General features: G+C 64.1%; 20 protein-coding genes, 1 tRNA gene and 1 pseudogene. 13 read left to right on the top strand and 9 right to left on the bottom strand.

What is annotated here, in order from left to right:
* Nucleotides 1-102: SelB domain-containing protein (locus H3O04_RS21420; protein WP_202588402.1), on the top strand; the 102-nt coding region annotated here is incomplete at its 5' end.
* A 32-nt stretch (nucleotides 103-134) separates the two neighbouring features.
* Nucleotides 135-230, top strand: a tRNA-Sec gene (locus H3O04_RS21425).
* Between the two features lie 135 nt (nucleotides 231-365).
* On the opposite strand, the gene H3O04_RS21430 is transcribed toward H3O04_RS21425, so the two are convergent.
* The 4 genes from H3O04_RS21430 to H3O04_RS21445 form a co-directional block, all read right to left on the bottom strand.
* A complete protein-coding gene (locus H3O04_RS21430) occupies nucleotides 366-1,421 on the bottom strand; it encodes an SDR family oxidoreductase (RefSeq protein WP_202588403.1) in 1,056 nt (351 codons plus the stop codon).
* A gap of 218 nt (nucleotides 1,422-1,639) precedes the next feature.
* Nucleotides 1,640-3,295: a tannase/feruloyl esterase family alpha/beta hydrolase gene (locus H3O04_RS21435; protein ID WP_202588404.1), complete on the bottom strand. Its 1,656-nt coding sequence runs from the start codon at nucleotides 3,293-3,295 to the stop codon at nucleotides 1,640-1,642.
* Nucleotides 3,296-3,319: 24 nt separating this feature from the next.
* Nucleotides 3,320-4,360 (bottom strand): hypothetical protein, encoded by a 1,041-nt coding sequence (locus H3O04_RS21440; protein WP_337249647.1) that lies wholly within the window; start codon nucleotides 4,358-4,360, stop codon nucleotides 3,320-3,322.
* The gene (locus tag H3O04_RS21445) at nucleotides 4,357-5,706 is read right to left on the bottom strand and encodes an MFS transporter (protein WP_202588410.1); all 1,350 of its coding nucleotides are present in this window, start codon (nucleotides 5,704-5,706) and stop codon (nucleotides 4,357-4,359) included. Before H3O04_RS21445 ends, H3O04_RS21440 begins: the two co-directional genes overlap by 4 nt.
* Before the next feature lie 113 nt (nucleotides 5,707-5,819).
* Between H3O04_RS21445 and H3O04_RS21450 the strand changes: the two genes are divergently transcribed.
* The 4 genes from H3O04_RS21450 (at nucleotide 5,820) to H3O04_RS21465 (ending at nucleotide 11,869) form a co-directional block, all read left to right on the top strand.
* On the top strand, nucleotides 5,820-6,728 hold the full coding sequence (locus H3O04_RS21450; RefSeq protein ID WP_006479304.1) for a LysR family transcriptional regulator: 909 nt from the start codon (nucleotides 5,820-5,822) through the stop codon (nucleotides 6,726-6,728).
* 67 nt (nucleotides 6,729-6,795) lie between these two features.
* Nucleotides 6,796-7,842, top strand: a complete 1,047-nt coding sequence (locus H3O04_RS21455; RefSeq protein ID WP_023474503.1) for an AraC family transcriptional regulator — start codon at nucleotides 6,796-6,798, stop codon at nucleotides 7,840-7,842.
* Nucleotides 7,843-7,887: 45 nt separating this feature from the next.
* The gene (locus H3O04_RS21460) at nucleotides 7,888-8,898 is read left to right on the top strand and encodes a LacI family DNA-binding transcriptional regulator (protein ID WP_023474504.1); all 1,011 of its coding nucleotides are present in this window, start codon (nucleotides 7,888-7,890) and stop codon (nucleotides 8,896-8,898) included.
* A gap of 544 nt (nucleotides 8,899-9,442) precedes the next feature.
* The gene (locus H3O04_RS21465; protein ID WP_202588405.1) at nucleotides 9,443-11,869 is read left to right on the top strand and encodes a glycoside hydrolase family 3 protein; all 2,427 of its coding nucleotides are present in this window, start codon (nucleotides 9,443-9,445) and stop codon (nucleotides 11,867-11,869) included.
* Nucleotides 11,870-12,062: 193 nt separating this feature from the next.
* On the opposite strand, the gene H3O04_RS21470 is transcribed toward H3O04_RS21465, so the two are convergent.
* A complete protein-coding gene (locus tag H3O04_RS21470; RefSeq protein WP_023474506.1) occupies nucleotides 12,063-12,983 on the bottom strand; it encodes a LysR family transcriptional regulator in 921 nt (306 codons plus the stop codon).
* 130 nt (nucleotides 12,984-13,113) lie between these two features.
* On the opposite strand from H3O04_RS21470, the gene H3O04_RS21475 reads away from it, so the two are divergent.
* The 5 genes and pseudogenes from H3O04_RS21475 to H3O04_RS21495 form a co-directional block, all read left to right on the top strand.
* Nucleotides 13,114-14,064, top strand: coding sequence for a hydroxymethylglutaryl-CoA lyase (locus H3O04_RS21475; protein ID WP_023474507.1), 951 nt, complete (start codon nucleotides 13,114-13,116; stop codon nucleotides 14,062-14,064).
* Nucleotides 14,065-14,075: 11 nt separating this feature from the next.
* Complete coding sequence (locus H3O04_RS21480; protein WP_023474508.1) at nucleotides 14,076-15,227, top strand: CaiB/BaiF CoA transferase family protein; 1,152 nt, start codon at nucleotides 14,076-14,078, stop codon at nucleotides 15,225-15,227.
* Nucleotides 15,224-15,760: a gamma carbonic anhydrase family protein gene (locus H3O04_RS21485; RefSeq protein ID WP_202588406.1), complete on the top strand. Its 537-nt coding sequence runs from the start codon at nucleotides 15,224-15,226 to the stop codon at nucleotides 15,758-15,760. Before H3O04_RS21480 ends, H3O04_RS21485 begins: the two co-directional genes overlap by 4 nt.
* A gap of 106 nt (nucleotides 15,761-15,866) precedes the next feature.
* Complete coding sequence (locus tag H3O04_RS21490) at nucleotides 15,867-17,306, top strand: MFS transporter (protein WP_202588411.1); 1,440 nt, start codon at nucleotides 15,867-15,869, stop codon at nucleotides 17,304-17,306.
* A 169-nt stretch (nucleotides 17,307-17,475) separates the two neighbouring features.
* Nucleotides 17,476-17,697: pseudogene (locus H3O04_RS21495) on the top strand (amino acid permease); the annotation flags it as partial.
* A gap of 41 nt (nucleotides 17,698-17,738) precedes the next feature.
* Here the strand turns inward: H3O04_RS21495 and H3O04_RS21500 are convergent.
* Nucleotides 17,739-18,092: a winged helix-turn-helix transcriptional regulator gene (locus H3O04_RS21500; RefSeq protein WP_006479294.1), complete on the bottom strand. Its 354-nt coding sequence runs from the start codon at nucleotides 18,090-18,092 to the stop codon at nucleotides 17,739-17,741.
* Nucleotides 18,093-18,193: 101 nt separating this feature from the next.
* Nucleotides 18,194-18,508 carry a hypothetical protein gene (locus H3O04_RS21505; protein WP_202588407.1) on the bottom strand — a complete coding sequence of 105 codons (315 nt, stop codon included), beginning with the start codon at nucleotides 18,506-18,508 and terminating at the stop codon, nucleotides 18,194-18,196.
* Between the two features lie 2 nt (nucleotides 18,509-18,510).
* Here H3O04_RS21505 and H3O04_RS21510 point away from each other — a divergent pair, with 2 nt between their 5' ends.
* A complete protein-coding gene (locus H3O04_RS21510) occupies nucleotides 18,511-19,290 on the top strand; it encodes an SDR family oxidoreductase (RefSeq protein WP_077177886.1) in 780 nt (259 codons plus the stop codon).
* A gap of 360 nt (nucleotides 19,291-19,650) precedes the next feature.
* Nucleotides 19,651-19,863 carry a hypothetical protein gene (locus H3O04_RS21515; RefSeq protein ID WP_023474516.1) on the top strand — a complete coding sequence of 71 codons (213 nt, stop codon included), beginning with the start codon at nucleotides 19,651-19,653 and terminating at the stop codon, nucleotides 19,861-19,863.
* A gap of 61 nt (nucleotides 19,864-19,924) precedes the next feature.
* On the opposite strand, the gene H3O04_RS21520 is transcribed toward H3O04_RS21515, so the two are convergent.
* Complete coding sequence (locus H3O04_RS21520) at nucleotides 19,925-20,350, bottom strand: NUDIX hydrolase (RefSeq protein WP_023474517.1); 426 nt, start codon at nucleotides 20,348-20,350, stop codon at nucleotides 19,925-19,927.
* A gap of 187 nt (nucleotides 20,351-20,537) precedes the next feature.
* Nucleotides 20,538-21,910 (bottom strand): nucleobase:cation symporter-2 family protein (locus H3O04_RS21525; RefSeq protein WP_202588408.1); only part of this gene is annotated, 1,373 nt, incomplete at its 5' end.

A 21,910-nucleotide genomic window follows, 5' to 3' on the forward strand; every position in this document is an offset into this window, starting at 1 on the left:
ATCCAGATTCTCGAGTTCTTCGATCGGGTTGGGTATACTCGCTTCCACCGCGATCTTCACTACCTGCGGCCTGACAGCGGTTGGGCGGGTATTCAGGCGTAGGCGCTCGTTGTGCTTCGGTTTCTTTTTCCCGCGGAAGGCATTCGTATCCGGTGGTACGGCTGGACTTCAAATCCAGTTGGGGGTGTCAGACACTCCCGGGTCAGTTCGACTCTGGCTGCCTTCCGCCATTTCTGGTTTCCTCGGCATTCCGACGATTTCAGCAAACGCCCCGCAGGTTGCTGACAGGCCCCGGCAGCGCATTCTATTGCCCGTCGTATCGTCAGGCCGAAACAAGATCTCGGCGGAGGCAGGTGGCGCGCATGCTATCGCCGGCCGGCATCGCGCAGTAGCCCGAAGCGCACGAGGCTTTCGGCCGTGGCGACGATGGCGTCCTCGCGCGGGCGGGGCGACCAGCCGAGCAAACTGATGGCCTTCTGGCTGGTGGCGTTCAGATTGCGGCCGAGCAGCGGCAGCGATCCTCGCAGCGCCGGATCCCTGAGCGCACCGATGCGTACCAGCCAGTCGGGCAGCACCCGGGTCGACACATGGCGAGCGGCATCCCCCATGCGCGCCTTGAGCACCTGCGCGACTTCGGCGAGCCACATGCTTTCGCCTGCAATGGCAAGGAAGCGCTCACCGCTCGCGGCTTCGTGAGTCATGGCTCGCACATGCAGGTCGGCGACATCGCGCACGTCGACGAAGCCGGAATTGATTCGCGGATTGCCGGGCTGGCCGTCCAGCATGCCCCTGATCAGGCGGATGGAATGCGAATAGTCGTCGCCGAGCACGGGGCCGAGAACCGTCACCGGGTTGATCGCGGACAGTTGCATGCCGCGTCCTTCTCGCGCGACGAAATCCCAGGCCGCGCGCTCCGACAAGGTCTTCGACTTCTGATAAGGCCAGACATCGGCGGCTGTCAGGTTGCTCCAGTCGGTCTCGTCGAAGGGGCGGCGCATCGGTCCGTGTCCGGCGCAGATCGCACCGAAAGCGGAGGTCAGCACGACGCGCTTGACGCCGGCGTCAAGCGCCGCACGCAGCACACGCAGCGTGCCTGCCACGGCGGGCTTGACCCAGTCGTCTTCGCTCGTCTGCGTGCCGGTGGGCGTGGGCGACGCGCCATGCACGACGTAGGTGCAGCCGGCAGTGGCCTGTTGCCAGCCGTCGTCGGCGAGGAGATCCGCCTCGACGAATGCCAGACGGCCTCCGGGTTCAGCGCCGCCTCTTTCGAGCTGGGTGCGCACCTGCGTCTCGCGTGCGAGCGAGCGAACGGTGGTTCGTACCTGATAGCCTCGATTCAGCAGCGCCAGGATGCAGTGTTGTGCAATGAAGCCGGTGCCGCCTGTTACGAGAACCGATACGTCGTTGGTGTTGCCGTTCATGTCGTTGATTGTCCCGGACGAAGAACCGGAAGGTTAAGGCCCGGCCCGCGGCTTGTTAATGCTCCATAGTGCGATTTACTTGCGCGACAGTACGATGATGGTTCGTCCTCGCAAGCGATCCTTGCGTTCCGCCCGTCGACGCGATGGCGTTGCGCTCGGGCGCCGGAAAGTCGACGGTGAAACCGGGCAACGGCGACGACGGGAAAAACCGCCGCGCGCTACGAGCTGGTGCACTGGAAGCTCGCCGCTGCGTTTACATCTCCACCGATATATTTTGGCCACAGCGGATAGCGGCACAACGGGCGCGTCCTCCCGAGCGTGGCTGCGTTAAGGTCGCTCATCGTCAGTGTTTCAGGCGCCTTGCCGCTTTCTACCCATTCATCGAGTGCGGAGAGTGAATCGATGGCGGGATGAAACGGTCCGGTGCCATGGCCGACCCCCGGCATCAGGTAAAACCGCACGAAGCCGTCGACCGTTCCTTGTCCGAAACGCTGCACCAGACCGGTGTAATAGTCGGTGCTCGAGTCGGTGCTCACGATTTCGTCGGCAAGGCCGTGCGTCATGATGAGCTTGCCGCCTTTCGCGACATAGGCGCTCAGGTCGGTGCTCGTTGCATCGGTGAGTGCGGAGAGCGCATGGACGCGCGACGCATACGTACCGGGATTGACCGGATCGAACATCAACGAATCGAATGTGGGTACGCGCGTGACGAAGTACTTGACCCATTGATCGCCTGTCACCCACTGGTTCGCATCTTTCCTTCCTGCAGGATTGGCGGGTACTTTCGATTCGCCGAGATCGCGCGTCGTGTAGGGCCCCGCGAACACCGAACCCGCGAGGATGTTGTAGCCAGCGTATCGCGTCACGCCGTTCGCAAGCGGATAAGGCAATTGCAACGGCGCGGCGATGGTCTGAACGGTCGCGATCTGCGCATCCGACAGGCAGGTGTCGCCCGAATCCACGCCGCTCGGACAGCGCACGGACGCCAGCACCGTCGCCGATTGCGCGTTGCACGCCGCCACGTTGGACACGATGCCGTCGGCGACGCCGTCGAGCGCATCGCACGCGCTCATGACGGCATTTTGCAGCAGCACCGTCTTGGCGACATCGAGCCAGCCTGCGCCATTGTTCAAGTAGAGTGCGCGGCCCAGCACGACGTTGCTCAAACGCAGCCCGGTATAGTTGAGCGCCGGGCGATTCACGACGATACCGTCATAGTCCGCGGGCCAGCGTTGCGCTTCGCTCAACCCGTCCCGACCGCCTGTCGAACTGCCGAAGAAATAGGTTTTGCTCGGCGCGCTCGCGTAGCGCTTTCCGATGAGCGCCATCGCGACGTCGTGCGTCTTCTTCAGACTCAGGCCGCCGTAGTTCGCAAGCGATTCGTCACTCATGGCGAACTTGCCGTCAGTGATGCTGGAGCTCTGATGCCCGGAATCGTCGCCGAACGTCGCGTAGCCGTTGGCAAGCGGCGTTGGCGTACCCGTTGGCGCCATGTCGAGTGCGTCGACGCCGGTAATCAGCGTACCGTCGAAGCCGCCGCCGCCATAATGCAGCGCCTTGCGGTTCCAGTTGGTCGGCAGATTGACCTGAAACCGGATCGACGGCGCCGCGGGATCGACGGGAGCGATGGCACCATTCACCTGGCAATATTCCCCGGCGGCTTCCACCAGCGTCGCGTTCGTGACCGTCGCACCGCCGGTCGGCTCTGCAATGGAAGAGGCCGGAATCGCCAGGCCGTTCAATGCCGCGCATTGCGTCGCGGCCGAGGGCGGTGGCGGCGAGCTTGCCGAAGCGCCGCCACCCGACTCGGTGCCGCCGCACGCGCTGATGCAAAGGCTAAGGGCGAGTGCCCACCACAACGGTCTGTTGTCCATCGTCGTCTCCAGATGAATGGATTGTTATTCGAGAGCCCCGCCTTCCTGCTCGGCGCGAGATTCGGCGAGCCGAACGGAGGGGCCAAACAATGCGCACACGCCGGCCTGCGATACAAACATCGCGTCGCCGCTGTGCCCCGCGCGTTGAACTTCATGCAGCTCATGCCGCAACTCCGGATGCCGGGCGCGCAGATAGGCGAAGTACGCGCGGCCGCGAGCGAGGCGGTGCGGGCCTTGCATCATCGCCTCGCATGAGCGGTCGAGAGCCGGGTGCGCCGGATCGTCGTCGTGCGTACCGAGCAGATAGGTGACGTCGTGATCGACGTAACGACGTTCGAGCGATTGCGCGTCGAGTCCGTCCGCATAGCGGGGAAGTCGTGACGTGCCGTATTTCCATTCATTGAATCCGGCACATGCGGTTTGATCGATGCCTTCGCCATGCGGACGCCAAGCGTCGAAGTACACATAGGACGAAGGATTCGCGATGACGTAACGTACCTTCACACCGCGTGCGAGACAACATGCCGTCGCGTTGCTGAGTATCGCGTGCCGATGCGCGACCTGCGCCCCACCGGAATGCCCTGCGATCACGATTTCGCGCAGCCTCGGGTAGCGGCCGCCCTGCATGCCTCGAACGTAATGTTCGATGAGCCCATCCAGCACATCGAACGAGCTGAGCGGTGCTGGACCGATTGCGTCGAGTCCGCCCATCCACGAGGTCCATTCCCAATGCAGACAGTCGTCCGCCAACGGGTGATACCCGACGTCGGCCGTCGCGAGAAATTGCGGCACGGCGAGCATCACGTTTGCTGCATCGGCCGTCGACGCGTCGAGCGCGCGCTGCGTCGATCGAAGGTATGCGTCGGCGTCGCGCAATCGGCCGTGCAGCATGACGACGACCTGCGTCGCGGTTGCCGGCGCGGCGCTGCCGCCGGTGAACAGTGGCACTTTCGCTTCGCCGCGCGACGTCGAAACGGTCAACCGCTCACTGGCGACGACTTTGACGGGTACTTCGTTACGTGGGCGCACCTCATGGTTCCGTGGAAGGCACATCGCGACGCTCACGCCGTGTCACCCGGCCACAGGTCCGGCTCGTGGCGCAAGCGTCGCCCGGATGCCGTGAACCCGACCAGCAGCAACGAGACGATGCCGGCGAACACCAGATACCACGCCGGCACGATGCGCGAACCGGTGACGTCGATCAAGGTCGAGACGGTGAGCGGCGCGAGTCCGCCAAACAGCGTGACGGCCACGTTGTACGACAGCGCCACGCCCGTCGAACGCATGGCCGTCGGAAACAACTGCGTCAGCATGCCGGGGTGTGCGCCCGACATGACGCTGAGCACGACCGTCGCGATGATCTGCGCGCTGAACACGCGCTCGGGCGAAGGCGCTGCAAGCACCCACGCGAAAAGCGGATAGGCAGCACATACCCAGACGATCGTCACCGGAAAGAACAGCCGATATGCGCCGAGGCGGTCGGCGAGCATCCCTGCCAACGGATAGCCGACGATGCCGATCAATCCGGAAATCGCCGTGCCGAACAGTGCATTCTTGAGCGGCAGATGCAACTGGTGTTCGACATAGAGCGGCATATAGGAATGCCACAGATAATTGGTTGCCGCTCCAACGATGATGACGCCCATCGCGCAGAGCGCCGCATCGCCACGCTCGCGAATGAATGTCCGCAGCGACTGGCGTGGCGCATGTCCAAGCCGTTCCCGCAACTGTACGAATTCAGGCGATTCGCCGACCTTGTGCCGGATGTAGAAGCCCACCGGCCCGACCAGCGCGCCGAGCAGAAACGGCACGCGCCAACCCCACGTCACGAGCGACTGGTGCGACAGATGCGTGGTGAGCAAGAACGAACATAGCGACGACAGTAGCAGCGCGACGGCCTGTGACGTCATCTGAAAACTGCCGAAGAACATCTTGCGTCCTGGCGGCGCGTATTCCGTCAGCATCGCGGCCGCTGTCGCGAACTCGCCGCCCACGGAGAGCCCTTGCAGAATACGTGCGAGGATCACCACGAGCGGCGCGGCCACGCCGATCGCCGCGTAGCTGGGTGTCAGGCCCATCATCAGCGTGCTGGCTGCCATCAGCAGAATCAGCAGCGACAACGTCTTGCGTCGCCCGTAGCGATCCGCGCATGCGCCTATCACGATGCCACCCAGCGGCCTGACCACGAAGCCGACTGCAAACGTCGCAAGCGTCAGCGTGATGGATACAAATCCGTTGCCGACAGGAAAAAACACCTGCGCGATGATTTTCGCGAAGTAGCCGTAGATGAGAAAGTCGAACCACTCGAGGCCATTGCCGATGACCGATGCGAGCACCGCGCGGCGAGTTTGCGAACGGCTGAGCGCCGTGGCGGCCGACGCGGGCACGTCCGCTTGCAAGATGGATTGCATGTGTCTCCTTTGATTCTCTTCCAGCTTTTGAGACAAGCGTACGTGTCGATGTCCTGAATGTAAAATACATATGGGACACGGTTGCCATATCCAACGCATATACCAGACAAACGATGGAACTCAGACAGCTGCGCTATTTCCTCGCCGTCGCCGACGAAGGCCAGTTCACTCGGGCCGCCGCGCGACTGCATATCCAGCAGCCGCCGTTGTCGCAGCAGATTCAGGAACTCGAACATGAGCTGGGCTTCGCGCTTTTCGTGCGGCAGCCCCGCGGCGTCGTGTTGACGGCGCCCGGCGAGATATTCGCCGCACGCGCGCGTACGGTACTGCTCGAACTGAACAACGCCGTCGTCCATGCGCGCCGAGTGGCGCAAGGCCGGATCGGCACGGTGCGCGTTGCGCTCACGAGTTCGGCTGCGTTCCACCCGCTTACGCCTACCGCCATTCGCAATTTTCGGGACATGTACCCCGGGATTTCGATAGAGATGAGCGAGGTGAATGCGGCGGAGATCATCGAAATGATGTTGAACGGTCGCGCGGATGCAGCCATTCTCCGCAAACCGGTCGAAACGTCAGCTGATTTACGCTTCGAACTGCTCGCCGAAGAACGCATGTTGCTGGTGCTGCCGGTGGGGCACCGGCTGATCGGCGGTCGTTCCGTGTCGCTCAAACAGCTGGCGAACGAGTCGTTCATCTTCGTGCGTCGGCCCGGTGCGCCCGGCATGTACGCGGACTTCATTCGGGCATGTCAGGCCAAGGGCTTCGAGCCGCACGTCGTGGAAGAGGTGCCGCGCATGGTGACGGCAATCAATCTCGTGGCGGCGGGCGGCGGCGTATCGCTCGTGCCCGCGTCGATGCAACGTTATCATCAGGAAAGCGTGCGCTACTGCCGTGTGGCCGGCGATCATGCGTTTCGAGCACCGTTGCATCTCGTCACCCGGCACGATTTGCAAAACCCTGCCGCGTCGCACTTCCGTGAAGCGTTGTTGATGTTTGTCCAGCATCATCCATATCGCGAATGAGCCAGAGAAGGGCAAGCACCTGACGGATTGCTCACCGGAAGATCAAGGCCCGGCCTGCGGCTTGTTAATGCTCTATAGTGCGATTTACTTGCGCGACAGTACGATGATGAGTGACGACCCCTTCTCCGACATCCTGAGGCTCACGAACGCCGAATCGCTGGCGACGGGAGGCTTCTCTGCCGGCGGCGCCTGGGCCGTGCGATTTCCGGCACCCGACAAGATCAAGTTCTTTGCGGTGGTGAAGGGCACGTGCTGGGTCTCCATCGACGGAGAAGAAACGCCTATCCGCTTTGGAAGCGGTGACGTCGGATTGTTGACGGCGAAACGCTCGTTCGTCCTCGCAAGTGATCCTTGCGTGCCACCCGTCGACGCGATGGCGTTGTTCTCGGGCGCCGGAAGGTCGACGGTGAAACTCGGCAACGGCGATGAATTCGCGCAGATCGGCGGGCACGTATTGCTCGATCCGGTCACCGGCAGCTTGCTGTCGGACGTTCTGCCGCCATGGATTCACGTACCGGCCGCATCGCCGCAGGCAGTGAAGGTCCGCTGGCTTCTCGAGCAACTCGTGGAAGAGCGTGCGGCCGATCTGCCCGGCGCGCAACTCGTATCGGCCCAGCTTTCCCAGCTGCTCTTCATTCAGATATTGCGCGCCCATTTGAAAACGTCCGCGTCCTTGACGGGATGGCTGCGCGCGTTCGGCAACCCGCGCATCGCACCCGCACTGCGGTTGATGCACGGCGACCCCGCACGTTCATGGCATCTGGATGAGCTTGCCGCCGCGTGTGCGATGTCACGGACTACGTTCGCTTCTCACTTCAGGGCGAGCGCCGGTGTCGCGCCGCTGACCTATCTGGGAGAGTGGCGCATGCGTCTTGCGGAGCGCCGTTTGCGCGACGAGGACATCCCGGTGGCCCTGCTTGCGCAGTCGCTCGGTTACTCGTCCGAAAGCGCATTCAGTCACGCGTTCAAGCGCATGTCCGGGCATTCACCGACCGCATATCGCCATGTCGTACGGACGGCTGCTGAAGGCGCGGACAGCGGGCGCGGCGGCGTTCGCGCGGCCGTGGAGGCTACCGGTGCGACTCCGCAGCCGTTTCCGTTGGAACCTCGGTGAAATGCTCGAGCGACTCGACGTTCCCATACAAGACATTCCACACATATGAAAAAAGGCGCGAACGCGACGATCCGGGACGTGGCAACGGCAGCCGAGGTGTCTGTCGCGACCGTATCGAAATATGTCAACGGGACCAAGCGCTTCTCGCCGGAAGTGGAGTTCCGCCTGAAGCAGACCATCGAGAAACTGGGCTACCAGACGAGCCCGCTTGCGCGCTCGATGATTACGGGGCGCACGCGAACGATCGGCCTCGTCATTCTCGATATCAGCAATCCACACTTCGCGAGCGTCGTGAAAGGGGCCAATCGAACGGCGCTCGCGCACGACTACACGCTGCTGCTCGTCGATACGGAAGAGGATGCGGCGCGTGAACGTTCGCTGATCGAGGCCCTTGCGCAACGCGTCGACGGATTGATCATCAGTTCACGCCTCTCGGAGAGCGAAGCCGGATGGATGCTGGACTTGAAGAAGCCGGTCGTGATGTTGCGGCACCTCGATGAACTGTCGATCCCGACCGTCGGGATCGACAACCGTCTGGCGACCTACATGCTTGCCCGGCATCTTCTCGACCTCGGACATCGAAAAATCGCGTATCTGGGATTCGGCCAGGCATCGATCGATGCCGAACGCGTCCGCGGCGCAAGCGAGTGCCTGGCGGAGGAGGGGCTCGCGCTCGACGTGTTCGATGCACATGCGCCCACTTCCGTCGCGGGCGAGGAAGCTTGCTCCAGGATTCTGTTGGGACCGCGGCGCCCACACGCGGTGATCTGTTACAACGACCTGATCGCGCTGGGATTCATGAAATGCGCGAAGACCCTGGGATTTCACGTGCCGCGCGACATCGCGATCACGGGCATCGACAACGCACCGTACGGGCAATATTCGGAGCCGGCATTGACGACGGTCGACACCCAGAGCGAAAAGATGGGCGAACTCGCCACGCTGAAGGTGTTCGAGGCGCTCGCCGGCCGTCATGATGGTGAACGCGTTCTGCTCGAACCTCGCCTCGTGGTCCGGGAATCGGCGGCGAATCGCACGGGGCCAGGGCCGCGGTGACGTCGTGGCGGTAGATAGGTTGGCCCATCGCGAGAACACCCGATCCCGTCGAAAGCGGCGCCTGCCTGCTTGCCTTCCGAGGCCCTGCTTCGCAACACGCATGTCACATCGGCGCCCGGTCGCGGCCAGTCGGCGGGATAAACGGTTACCTTCGTTCCCCGTTTCGATTGGCTCCGCGCGACTGCTGTTCAAAAAATAGGCGTTAATACCGACTGGTAAAACAGCGTTCGTCGCCCTAATCTCGGATAAACGTTTTCCCAATTTGACTTTGATGTAACGATCGGCGTGCTGAATTGCGTGTTCGGCGGTGGAGACACGTCCGAAGGCTAGTGACCTCGGGGCGGCGGATGCGCACGCTTCTGCCGGGGAAAGGGCGGTCGTTTCGGTTCTGCGATGCAGGCCCGACATCCGCGTGGGTTCAGTCGGATGCATCCATTCGTTGGCGCGCATCGACAGGCGTTGATGCGATGCACTGAATCAGTAGTGCGAAGGACAAGAAAAGCAAGGCGTTGGCAAATCGTCCGCGTGGATAGGGGAGCGAGACATGAGGAATGTGGTCAAGAGGTCAGGCGTCTGCCTGGCGGCAGGGCTCACCTTGATGCTGAGCGGGTGCGGGGGCGGCGACACCAACTCGACGGCGTCGTCGCCCACCCCGTCCGGCAATGCATCGCCATGGATGGATACGTCGTTGAAGCCTGAGCAGCGCGCCGCCTTGCTCGTGGCGGCAATGGCATTGCCCGACAAGGAGGCGCAACTGGTGGGCGGCCCCGGCGTGATCGCCGAGCTCCCGCAATGCTTCGGTGCACGTCACATTCCCGGGCTGCCGAAATACCACATCCCCACGCTGCGCATCACGAATGGCCCGGTCGGGATCGGCCAGAACGATTGCGTTCCCGCCGGCTCGGCGTCGAGCGGTGCGGCGGCGTTGACGAGTGCCGCGTCGGCGAAAGCCACTGCGTTGCCGTCCGCGATCGCGGTGGCGGCATCGTTCGACCACGCGGTGGCGACGCAATTCGGCGACGTGATCGGCAAGGAAGGTGCGAACCTCGCGCTTCATGTGTTCGAAGCGCCGGGCATGAACCTGGCCCGGTTGCCCGTCGGCGGCCGCAATTTCGAATACATGGGCGAGGACCCGTATCTGACCGGCACGCTGGGCGTCGCTGAAATTCAGGCGGTTCAGTCGCACGGGATGATCGCGATGGCGAAGCATCTCGTCGCGAACGAGCAGGAAACGAACCGGATGACCATCTCGGAAAACGTCGACGACCGGACGTTGCATGAACTGTACATGCTGCCGTTCGAGATGGCGGTCAAGGACGGGCAGGTGGGTGCCGTCATGTGCTCGTACAACTCGGTCAACGGTTTCTCGATGTGCGAGAACAAGCACATCCTGACCGACGTGCTGCGCGGGCAATGGGGTTTCAGCGGTTACGTGCAGTCGGATTTCTTCGCCGCGCACAGCACGGCGGGAACGATGCTCGCCGGGCTGGACAACGAAATGCCGGGTGTGATCATTCCGGGCGTGACGACCTGGTGGACGCCGGACAAGCTGAACGCCGCGCTCGCGTCCGGCGCGATCGAGACATCGGACATCGATACGGCGCTGGCGCGCCGATACACGCAGATGTTCAAGGCCGGCATCTTCGACCGTCCGCTGGTGCAAACGCCGATCGATACCGTCGCGAACGGCGCCGTCGCGAAAGCCATCGGCGAGCAATCCGCGGTACTGCTGCAGAACGACGGCACGCTGCCGTTGAGCAAGGCGGTGCAGAACGTCGTGATCGTCGGGAAGGCTTCGCAGGTGTTCGCGCAACAAGCGGTGGCCGGCGGCAGCAGCGTCGGCAACCCGATGGGGTCCGGCGGCGGGAGTTCGGACGTGGTCGCGCTCTATACCGTCTCGCCGCTGCAAGGAATGCGCGACGTGCTCGCCAACCTCGGCAATTCGACGGCGAAGGTTCACCTCGTGCTCGTCGACGATGCAAACGCGAACGCCACCATCGACGGCACCGGCTCGACGTTCGCGGCGGCCCGGTCGTTGATCGGCAGCGCCGATGCGGTGGTGGTGATGGCCGGATCGATTTCCGAAGAGGGCGCGGATCAGACGACGTTCGTCGATGCGACCGGCCTGAATCTCGACGCCGGCAAGTACCTGAATACGCTCGACTGGTACGGACCGAAGGCCAGTGCGCTGACGACGACCGGTACCGTCAGGAGCAGCAATACGCTGGCCATGATCCAGAACGTGGTGGCCGCGAACCCGAAGGCCGTGCTCGTGCTCAAGGACAACGCGGTCGAGGCGCTCGATCCGACGCTGCTCGAGGGCGGTGCGTCCGCGCCAGCCGCGATCCTGGAAGCATGGTTCCCGGGGCAGGAGGACGGGCACATCGTCGCGGACCTGCTGTTCGGCGTGACGAATCCGTCGGGCAAATTGCCGGTGACGTTCCCGCAGGTCGGCCAGGGGTTCATGGATTCGATCAGTACCGCGCAGTATCCGGGCGTCGCGGTGAACGGGGTGCCGACCGTGACCTACACCGAAGGGCTCAACATGGGCTATCGCTGGTACGACGCGATGGGCAAGCAGCCCGCGTTCGAGTTCGGGTTCGGGCTTTCGTATACGACATTCGCGATCCGGAACGCAGCCGTTTCGCCGGGCAGCAACGGCACGTACAACGTCACTGCATCGGTCGCCAATACGGGCAAGGTTGCAGGGGCGGAAGTCGTGCAGGTCTACGTCGGCTTGCCGGCGTCGTCCGGCGAACCGCCGAAGCGCCTGGTCGGGTTCCAGAAGGTGTTCCTGAATCCGGGGGCGTCGCAGACGGTGACCGTCAACATCGATCCGAAGGCGACCAACCATCCGTTGAGCACCTGGGACAAGGATGCGCAGCAGTGGTCGCCGGCAAGCGGCGCGACGACGGTCTATGTCGGCAATTCGTCGAGAAATGTCGGCTCGGCAGGGATCATCACGCAGTAACGCCGCTGCGAGTCCCGATTGGGCGGTCTGGCCGGTTCACCGAGCGGTGAACGGCGACGGCCGCTGCCCGATCGTCATCGGAATTCCGCTGCTTCAGGACGAATGCCATGAGAAAAAACAGCATGGAGCGGAGGCGAGCGGGCGCCGCGGCGGGTGCCGGCCACGGGTTTGAACCGACGGCGCTGGCACCCGGTCACATCGGCTCATGCGTCACGGGCGCCGCCCGGGATACCAGGTGATCGACCATGCGTTGCGCGGCGGGCGGCAGGAATTCGAAATGCTTGAAGCAGACGATGAACTGCCGCTCCGCCCACGGATCGACGAGCGGAATCGTCTTGACGCCAAACACCGCCTGATAGGTCGTGGCCACTTCGACCGGTACGACGCTGATACCGAGACCCGCCGCGACGACCCGGAACGCCGCGTCGAAATTCGACACGATGACGCGGTACGACAGCCCCTTTCCCGCGCGGGCGGCCGCGCGCCGTAACATCGTGTGCACGGCCGTGGACGGCGGCAGCCCCACGTGCTCGTATGCGAGCGTCTGATCGAAATTCAATTGTGCGTGCCGCGCCAGCGGATGGTCGGGGGGGACGGCCAGCGCGAGCCGGTCGCGTCGATATGGCCGGTACTGCAGCCCCTGCAGATCGACGTTGTCCCAGCACACCCCGACACTCGCCCCTCCTTCGCGCAATTGACGCACGAGCTCGTTCGACAGGCGCTCTTCCACGTCGACGCGGATATTGGCGTTCGCCGCTTCGCTCATGAATGCCGCGATATCGTCGAGCAGTGCTTCGGCGATCGCCGAGGCCGACGCGCAAATGCTCACGCGCCCCTGGAGTCCGCCGCCGAATGCGGCGATGTCGCTGCCGATTCGTTCGAGTGTGAACAACACGGTGCGCGCGTGTTCGAGCAGCGCCATGCCGGCACTCGTCGGCGCGACCCCGCGTCGCGAACGCGCCAGCAGGGGTGCGCCGAGATCCGCCTCCAGCTGCGCGATGCGCTTGCTGATGGCGGATGGCTCGATATGGGCCTCCTCTGCCGCGCGGGCAATGTTGCGGTGATCGCATACCGAAACGAACAGCCGCAACGTCTTCAGATCGATGTCCCGCACGATGGGTCTCCGGTGACATTCCGGTTCGGAACGACGAAGGTTCCGAATCGTCTCTTTACTGAGATATTGGCAGGTCTAAAGTTATCACAGCGTCGGCGTTTCCATGACCGGCGAAAACACGGAGACACCCATGCCATTGTTCCCGCCGGACGTCGTCATCCGGGAAGTCGGGCTGCGCGACGGTCTGCAGAGCATTCGGCGCATCGTGCCGACGCACGACAAGCTCGAATGGATTCGCGACGCATACGCGGCCGGCCAACGCGAAATCGAAGTCGGCTCGTTCGTGCCCGCCCGATTGCTGCCGCAACTCGCCGACACGGCCGAACTCGTGGCGTTCGCGAAGACGTTGCCGGGCCTGTCCGTATCGGTGCTCGTGCCGAACGTGAGGGGCGCGCAGGCCGCGCTGGACGCCGAAGCCGATCTGCTGCTGGTGCCGCTGTCGGCGAGCCGTGCACATAGCCTCGCGAACCTTCGCAAGACACCGGATGAAGTCGTCTCGGAAGTTGCACGGATTCGCGCCGAGCGTGACGCGTCGGGCGCCAAGACGCTGATCGAAGGCGGTATCGGCACCGCGTTCGGCTGCACGCTGCAAGGTCGGGTGGCGCCCGACGACGTGCTCCACTACATGCAGGCGCTGCTGGACGCCGGGGCGGATTACGTCAGTATTGCCGACACCGTGGGCTACGCGGGCCCGCGCGCGGTGGCCGACCTGTTCGGCAAGGCGCGCCGGCGGGTGGGCGAGCGCCTGTGGTGCGGCCATTTCCACGATACGCGCGGCCTCGCGCTCGCCAACGTGTACGCGGCGCTCGAGACGGGCGTCGCCCGCTTCGACACGTCGCTCGCCGGGATCGGCGGCTGCCCGCATGCACCGGGCGCGAGCGGCAACGCGGCGACGGAGGATCTGGCCTTCATGCTCGCCGACATGGGCATTGCGACAGGCATCGATCTGCCCGCGCTGCTCGCGCTTCGCGCGAAGGTCGCGCACTGGCTCGACGGCGAAACCCTGCACGGCGCCCTCTGGCGTGCCGGCTTGCCGAACACGTATTCACGCGACGCCAACGGCGTCGCGCTTTCCCTCTGAGGTTTCGCATCATGTCAGTCAATGCAAGGCTTCCGCTCGATGGCGTGCGCGTCGTCGAATTCACGCACATGATCATGGGACCCACGTGCGGGATGATCCTCGCCGACCTCGGCGCCGAAGTGATCAAGGTCGAGCCGCCCGGCGGCGACAAGACGCGTACGCTGCCGGGCCTCGGCATCGGCTTTTTCCGGTCGTTCAACCGCAACAAGAAAAGCGTCGTCATCGACATCACCACGTCGCAAGGCCGTGAAACCGCGGCCGAGCTGATCGGCACGTGCGACGTGATGGTGGAGAATTTCCGGCCCGGCCTGATGAAGTCTCTCGGGCTGGACCATGAGACGTTGTCGGAACGCTATCCGCGTCTGATCAGCGTATCCCACAAGGGCTTTCTGCCCGGCCCGTACGAAAAACGTCTCGCGCTCGACGAAGTCGTGCAGATGATGGGCGGCCTTTCCTACATGACGGGCCCGGTGGGGCGGCCGTTGCGTGCGGGAACGTCCGTCAACGACATCATGGGCGGCATGTTCGGCGCGATCGGTGTCCTCGCGGCCCTGCGCGAGCGCGAAGTCACCGGGCGCGGCCAGGAAGTCCAGAGCGCGCTGTTCGAAAACTGCGTCTTCCTGTCTGCGCAGCACATGCAGCAATACGCGATGACGGGCGAGCCGCCGCCGCCGATGCCCGCGCGGGTGTCGGCGTGGAGCGTCTACGACGTGTTCACGCTGGCCGATGGCGAGCAGCTGTTCATCGGCGCCGTGAGCGACAAGCAGTTCGTCACGTTGTGCGACGTGCTCGGGCGCCCGGACCTCGCGGCCGACCCGCGCTTCGCGAACAATGCGATGCGGGTCGTGGTACGGCCCGAACTGCTCGCATGCCTCGGTGCGGTGCTCAAAGACCGCCGTGCCGATGAGCTGGCGCCGAAGCTGGAAGCGGCCGGCATCCCGTATGCACCGATCGTGCGACCGGAACAGTTGCTCGACGACCCGCACCTCAAGGCAAGCGGGGGCCTTGCCCCGATGCAGGCCGACGACGGCAGCATGACCGACGTGGTGTTGCTGCCGATCACGATCGGCGGCCGGCGTCCCGGTGTGCGCCACGCGCTCGCGCGGATCGGCGAACACACGCAGGAAGTGCTTTCACGGCTCAGGGGCAAGGTGGTTGCATGAGGATGTTCGAACTGGATGGCGAGCGGCCGCGCGTGGCGGCGTCCGCGTGGGTTGCGCCGCACGCGGTGGTGATCGGTCGCACGACGGTTGGCGAGCATGCGAGCGTCTGGTTCAACGCCGTGATACGTGCGGATAACGCCGCGATTTCGATCGGGGAAGGCAGCAACGTGCAGGATGGGGCGGTGCTGCATACCGACCCGGGTTATCCGCTCGACATCGGCGCGCATGTCAGCATCGGGCACCAGGCGATGCTGCATGGATGCACGATCGGGGCCGGGTCGCTCATCGGTATTCAGGCGATCGTGATGAACGGCGCCGTCATCGGTAGGCAGTGTCTCGTCGGAGCAGGGGCGGTCGTGACGGAAGGCAAGGTGTTTCCCGACCGGTCGCTGATTCTCGGCTCCCCCGCCAAGGTCGTGCGTGAGCTGAGCGAGGAGCAGATAGCCGCCGTCGCGAAGAATGCCACGGACTATGCCGATCGCGCCGCGCGTTATCGGCGCGAGCTGGAGATCGGCGCCCTCTGGCAACTGTAGTGCGGTGCGGGGCGCGATGCCGGCTGGCGCATGCCGTCGGCCGCGGCCCGCGAATCGGCCGACTGAGCGAGGCCGAACAAAACGATCATATGGAGACAGAATAGCCATGCAGCAGACCGTTACCGCGGGCGGGCCCCCGCTCGCCGCATCCAGCGTGCACGTCGGCATTCAGCCTGGCGCGGCCGTTTCCGCACGGATGGACCGTTTGCCCGTTACGCGACATCTCTGGATGCTCGTATTGCTCATCTCGCTCGGCGGTTTTTTCGAGATCTACGATCTGATCTTCACCGGTTACATCGCGCCTGGCATGGCCAGAAGCGGGCTGCTCGCGACGACCACGCATGCGTTCTTCGGATTCACCGGCATCGCGGGGTTCATCGCGGCGACCTTCGCCGGCTTGTTCGTCGGAACGTTCTGTTTCGGCTGGCTGCCGGATCGTTTCGGGCGCCGATCGGTGTTCACGATTTCGCTGCTGTGGTATTCGGTCGGCTCGGCGATCATGGCGTTCCAGACGACGCCCGAAGCGGTCGTTTTCTGGCGCTTCGTCACGGGCATCGGTGTCGGTGTCGAGATCGTCACGATCGACAGCTATGTGACCGAGATCGTGCCGCAACACATGCGTGGACGTGCGATGGCGTTCAACCAGATGGTGATGTTCGCGGCGGCCCCGGTGGCCGCGATTCTGTCGTACTGGCTCGTGCCGACGACGGTCTTCGGCATCGACGGCTGGCGCGTCGTGGTGCTGGCCGGTTCCATCGGCGCGGTGCTGGTGTGGTTCATCCGCCGCTCGGTGCCGGAAAGCCCGCGCTGGCTGGCATCGCATGGCCGTCCGGAGCAGGCCGACGCCATCGTGAGCAGGATCGAGGGGATCGTCTCGCGGCAGGCGAGGGCGCCGCTGTCGCCGCCGCTGCCGACCGTCGACCAGCCGCTGCATCGTCGCGCTTCGTTCGCGGAGCTGTTGCACCCCCCGTATCGGTCGCGATTCGTCATGCTGGTCGTGTTCAATCTGTGCCAGGCGATCGGATACTACGGCTTCGCCAACTGGGTGCCGACATTGCTGATCGGTCAGGGCATCACGGTGACGAAGAGTTTGCTGTATTCGTTCGTCATTGCGTTCGCGCTGCCGGTGGGACCGATGCTCGCGATACTGTATGCCGATCGGGTTCAGCGCAAATGGTTGATCGTCGGCGGTGCGGTCATGGTCATCGTATGCGGCATCGCCTTTGCCTTCGCGCGCTCCGCCGCGTTGCTGATCGCGCTCGGCGTACTGATCAGCCTGGCGGGCCAGACCATCTCCGTGTGCTACCACACCTACCAGGCCGAACTCTTTCCGACCGCGATCCGCTGCCGCGCGAACGGGCTCGTGTATTCGGCGAGCCGGGTCGGCGCAATGATGTCCGGCTTCATCATTGCCGCGCTACTGCGGGATTTCGGCGTGGTCGGCGTGTTTGCCGGCATCACCGCATGCATGCTGGTTGTCGTGTTGTCGATCGGGATTTTCGGGCCGAACACGAACGGCAAGCGTCTCGAGGAGCTATGCCGCTGAGGCAATGCGCGTGGTGTAAAACGGGCGTGATCCGGCGTGCACGCCCACGTATGTCTGCTCGCCCGGGTTCATTGCCATCACGCATCGGAGCCGGCGGCCGCTTCACTGGAACGTAATGAACTGCGCGGACGGCCACACCTTGCTGTCGTTGCGCTGCCGGCCGAAGAAATACACGGCCGTCAATCTGTGCGTGATTCGCCTGTACCTTTCAGGCAATCACGGCGAACGCCGGATCGGCGTGTTCGGCAGGCTCGTCTTTCCCGCAATTGGCGCGGTGTCCGATATCTGGCTGCTCGTGAGCGTCGAGAAGGCGGCGCTCGTGCTCGGGCTCGTGTATCTGTGCTGGATTACGCGGCTGTTTCGCCAGGCACCCCCGGAAGTGGCGATTTGAACGAGGCGGGCAGCGCGCAGCGCATCAGCCGACAGGCCCGGTCATTCTGCCGACTCGGGTGATGACGAGAAGCACGCGCGTTGCTCGGCCCATTTCAGCATGGCGTCCAGTGCGGGGCACAACGCCTGTCCCCAATCCGTGAGCCGGTACTCCACCTTTGGCGGCACCTGCGCATACAGCTTGCGCGACACGATTCCGTCGGCTTCCAGTTGCCTCAGTTGCTGCGCCAGCATCTTCTGGGAAATGCCTGGAATCAATCGTTCGAAATCCGAATATCGCTGCACTTTTCCGTCGAAGAGATGGAACAGGATGATCAATTTCCAGCGACCTTCAAGCAGCTGAATCACCTGTTCTACCCCAAGCGCAGCCGTCGCCGGCGTGTATTCCTTTCCCATGGCTCAGTCACTTACTTTTTAGTGCGTTCTTGTGGAATGGTTAGTCTATGACGAGAATGTCCGTCATGAAAGCCCATAGCGAGAACGCAGACATGACGCTGTTACTGCCAGACCCGATTCACGCCTATTTCGAATTCAGCAACGGAGCGGATACGCGTCGGGCCGCGCACTGCTTCACGCCGGATGCGGTCGTCGTCGACGAGGGCCGGACGCACCGGGGGCACGACGCGATCGAGTCGTGGAAACGCACGTCGCGCGGGTAATTCGAGTTTGCGGTCGAGCCTGTCACCGTCTCCCGGGATGGCGATCGCGTGACGGTCAGAGCCAGGGTCGACGGCAACTTCCCGGGAAGCCCGGTGCAACTCGATCACGTGTTTGATCTGGCCGGCGACCAGATCCGGTCGCTGGAGATCCACTGATGGCCATGACGCTGGAATTGCAGGGCAAGCGCGTCCTGGTGACGGGCGGGACGATGGGTGTCGGAAAGGCCGTCGTCGGCTTGTTCCGCGAACTCGGCGCGAAGGTACTCACCACCGCGCGCACGCCACCGGCCGATACGCCCGCCGACATCTTCGTCGCGGCGGACCTGGCAACCGTCGAGGGCTGCGAAGCAGTGGCCGAGGCAGTGACGACCAACTTTGGCGGCGTCGACGTGATCGTCCACGTCGTGGGCGGTTCGCGATCACCTGCCGGAGGTTTCGCTGCATTGAGCGAAGATGCTTGGCATGACGAACTGAACCTGAATCTCCTGCCCGCGGTTCGACTGGACCGCGCATTGTTGCCGGGCATGCTGGCACACCGCGCAGGGGTCGTCATTCACGTCACGTCGATCCAGCGCGCGCTTCCGTTGCCGGAATCGACCACCGCCTATGCGGCAGCGAAAGCGGCGCTTTCCACCTATAGCAAGAGCCTGTCGAAAGAAGTCTCGCCCAAGGGCATTCGCGTGATCCGTGTTGCGCCCGGGTGGATCGAAACCGAAGCGGCCGTCGCTTTCGCGGAACGGCTCGCCGCCCAGGCGGGAACCGACTATGAAGGCGGCAAGCAGATCATCATGGATTCGCTTGGCGGCATTCCGTTGGGACGGCCGTCGACGCCCGGTGAAGTGGCGAATCTCATCGCCTTCCTGGCGTCCCCGCGTGCCGCGTCGATCACCGGCGTCGAGTATGTGATCGATGGCGGCACGATTCCGACTGCGTGAGCATGCGAGTGGCCATCGCCAACGCCGGATGACAGCGAATGATCGACAAGTGACCCGTCACGCGATGCGAGCGGGCTGACGGCGACCCGCCGATGCAGGCGTATCACGACCACGAATGAGGCGTCCCGGCACGCGGCGCATTGGGCCTGGTGGTCGACAATCGCGTTCAGGTCGACGATTCGCCCCACGTGTCCGGCGCAGAAACGGTGGTGCGGCACGTTACGACTCCGATCGCCGGAACTTGATCGGGAAAAGCACCAGAAGCTTGCGGATTTTGTTCCGGTTATAGTGGAATGACTGAAGGTAGACGCGGCGCTTTTTGCCGATACCGTTCAGGTCATGACTGTAGACGGGTGCTGTATGAAAAACAAAATCGACAAGACCGCCGGACCGATCTGGGGCGTGGCAGCAGGATTGCTTCTTGCTGGGGCAGGATTGAGTCTGGGTATTTTCCCCGCGGCGTTGCGCAGCGCGGGCAGCGCAAACGACTTCATGGCGTCGGGCGCCGCGATGCTGGGCATTTTCCTCGTCGTCTATTCGACGCACGAACTGCGAAGAAAACGCTCGCACTGAGCGTTCGCGCGCCACTGATTCGCGACGATCGACGCGAGCCGACAGACGGCTCGGGCGTGCGCTACGTCTTGCGGATTTCGTGGTCGTAGACGAGTTCGACGATTCGCTTCGTCGGAATACTCGCGCGCAGGCGGTCGACACCGTCGATCGGAAACCACTTGCATTTCGCGATCTCGTTGCTCGCTTGCGGCGTCTGGTCCGGCCCGACTTCCGCGAAGAACACGTGGTGGATCTTTGCGAGCCCGGTGAACTGCATCGAGTACACCAGATCCTGGTCGGTCATGCCCGTTTCTTCGCACAATTCGCGATGCGCGGCTTCGAGCGGGGTTTCCCCACGCTTGATCGTGCCGCCGGGAAGGGCCCAGCGCGACGCCGCACGCGTGACGAGCAACACGCGCTCATCGCGATAGCAGACGACGGTCGCGCGTTCCTTGATCGGGACGGCACTCGTTTCGGGGGCGTGGTCGGGCGTGAGGATCAGGGGCATGCCGTGATTCTAACCAGCCCAAATCGATCGGCCAAGGCGGCCTGACCGGGTTTGACGATCAGGGCCTGCCTGAGCGCTCCCGCGATGGCGAGGGCCATGCCGCGCCGGCACCCGGAGGCCGGTGCCGGCCGGCGCGACGCACGGTGCGGCCCATCCCGCGCACCGCGCCGTCGCGCGGTTCCTTCGATTACTTCTTTTCCGGCAGGAACCAGTTCATCACGAGCGCACAGATGCCGCCCGTCGCCACGCCCGATTCCAGCACGTTCTTCAGTGCATGGGGCAGGCTGTTCAGGATGTCCGGCACCTGCGACACGCCGAGGCCGAGCGCCAGCGACACCGCGATTATCAGCAGCGCGCGACGGTCGAGATGGACGCCCGCGAGAATGTTGATGCCCGACGCGGCCACCGCACCGAACATCACCATCGCCGCACCGCCGAGCACGGGCTCCGGCACGGCCTGCAGCACGCCGGCGACGACCGGGAACAGGCCGAGCACCACCAGCATGCCCGCGATCCAGATACCGACGTGACGGCTCGCGACGCCGGTAATCTGGATCACGCCGTTGTTCTGCGCGAATACCGAGCTCGGGAACGTGTTGAACACGCCGGCCAGCAGCGAGTTCGCCCCGTTGACGAGCACGCCGCCCTTGATGCGCTGCATCCACACCGGCCCCTCGACCGGCTCGTTCGAGATCTTGCTGGTGGCCGTCACGTCGCCGATCGCTTCGAGCGACGTGACGAGGTAGATGATCAGCATCGGCACGAACAGCGCCCACGAGAAGCCGATGCCGAAGTGCAGCGGCGTCGGCACCTGGAACAGCGCGGCCTGGTGCATGCCGGTGAAATCGAGGCGGCCGAGGAACGCGGCCGCGAGGTAGCCGATCGCGAGCGCGATGACGAGTGCGGTGCTGCGCACCCAGACGACCGGCACGCGGTTCAGCAGGATGATCGTGCCGAGCACGAGGCCCGACAGTGTCAGGTTCTCCGCGCTCGCGAACGTGCCCTTGGCCATCGCGCCGTAGCCGCCGCCCATGCTGATGAGGCCGACCTTGATCAGCGTGAGGCCGATCAGCAGCACGACGATGCCGGTGACGAGCGGGGTGATCAGGCGCTTCACGAACGGCAGGATGCGCGACACGCCCATCTCCACGAACGACCCGGCGATCACGACGCCGAAGATCGCAGCCATCACGGTCTCGACCGGCGTGCCTTGCTTGACCATCAGGCTGCCGCCGGCGATCAGCGGGCCGACGAAGTTGAAGCTGGTGCCCTGGACGATCAGCAGGCCGGCGCCCAGCGGGCCGAAGCGCTTGCACTGCACGAAGGTGGCGATGCCGGAAATCACCAGCGACATCGACACGATCAGGGTCGTATCGCGGCTGGACACGCCGAGCGCCTGGCAGATCAACAGGCCGGGCGTGACGATCGGCACGATGATCGCGAGCAGGTGCTGGAGGGCGGCGACGAACGCGACCATCGGCGCCGGCCGGTCGTTCGGGCCGTAGACGAGGTCGCGGGCCGCTTCTGCGGCGTCGGCGCCATGGGAGGCGGAGGGGGCGG

This window comes from Burkholderia sp. KCJ3K979, assembly GCF_016759955.1.
In the GTDB taxonomy this organism is placed as follows: domain Bacteria; phylum Pseudomonadota; class Gammaproteobacteria; order Burkholderiales; family Burkholderiaceae; genus Burkholderia; species Burkholderia orbicola.

What these genes read in the sequence shown, in the direction of transcription:
- H3O04_RS21460 (WP_023474504.1), top strand. Translation starts at nt 7,888, where the DNA reads ATGAAAAAAGGCGCGAACGCGACGATCCGGGACGTGGCAACGGCAGCC.
- H3O04_RS21510 (WP_077177886.1), top strand. Translation starts at nt 18,511, where the DNA reads ATGGCCATGACGCTGGAATTGCAGGGCAAGCGCGTCCTGGTGACGGGC.
- H3O04_RS21435 (WP_202588404.1), bottom strand. Translation starts at nt 3,295, where the DNA reads ATGGACAACAGACCGTTGTGGTGGGCACTCGCCCTTAGCCTTTGCATC.
- H3O04_RS21515 (WP_023474516.1), top strand. Translation starts at nt 19,651, where the DNA reads ATGAAAAACAAAATCGACAAGACCGCCGGACCGATCTGGGGCGTGGCA.
- H3O04_RS21430 (WP_202588403.1), bottom strand. Translation starts at nt 1,421, where the DNA reads ATGAACGGCAACACCAACGACGTATCGGTTCTCGTAACAGGCGGCACC.
- H3O04_RS21455 (WP_023474503.1), top strand. Translation starts at nt 6,796, where the DNA reads ATGCTCTATAGTGCGATTTACTTGCGCGACAGTACGATGATGAGTGAC.
- H3O04_RS21485 (WP_202588406.1), top strand. Translation starts at nt 15,224, where the DNA reads ATGAGGATGTTCGAACTGGATGGCGAGCGGCCGCGCGTGGCGGCGTCC.
- H3O04_RS21450 (WP_006479304.1), top strand. Translation starts at nt 5,820, where the DNA reads ATGGAACTCAGACAGCTGCGCTATTTCCTCGCCGTCGCCGACGAAGGC.
- H3O04_RS21480 (WP_023474508.1), top strand. Translation starts at nt 14,076, where the DNA reads ATGTCAGTCAATGCAAGGCTTCCGCTCGATGGCGTGCGCGTCGTCGAA.
- H3O04_RS21465 (WP_202588405.1), top strand. Translation starts at nt 9,443, where the DNA reads ATGAGGAATGTGGTCAAGAGGTCAGGCGTCTGCCTGGCGGCAGGGCTC.
- H3O04_RS21475 (WP_023474507.1), top strand. Translation starts at nt 13,114, where the DNA reads ATGCCATTGTTCCCGCCGGACGTCGTCATCCGGGAAGTCGGGCTGCGC.
- H3O04_RS21490 (WP_202588411.1), top strand. Translation starts at nt 15,867, where the DNA reads ATGCAGCAGACCGTTACCGCGGGCGGGCCCCCGCTCGCCGCATCCAGC.
- H3O04_RS21520 (WP_023474517.1), bottom strand. Translation starts at nt 20,350, where the DNA reads ATGCCCCTGATCCTCACGCCCGACCACGCCCCCGAAACGAGTGCCGTC.
- H3O04_RS21445 (WP_202588410.1), bottom strand. Translation starts at nt 5,706, where the DNA reads ATGCAATCCATCTTGCAAGCGGACGTGCCCGCGTCGGCCGCCACGGCG.
- H3O04_RS21500 (WP_006479294.1), bottom strand. Translation starts at nt 18,092, where the DNA reads ATGGGAAAGGAATACACGCCGGCGACGGCTGCGCTTGGGGTAGAACAG.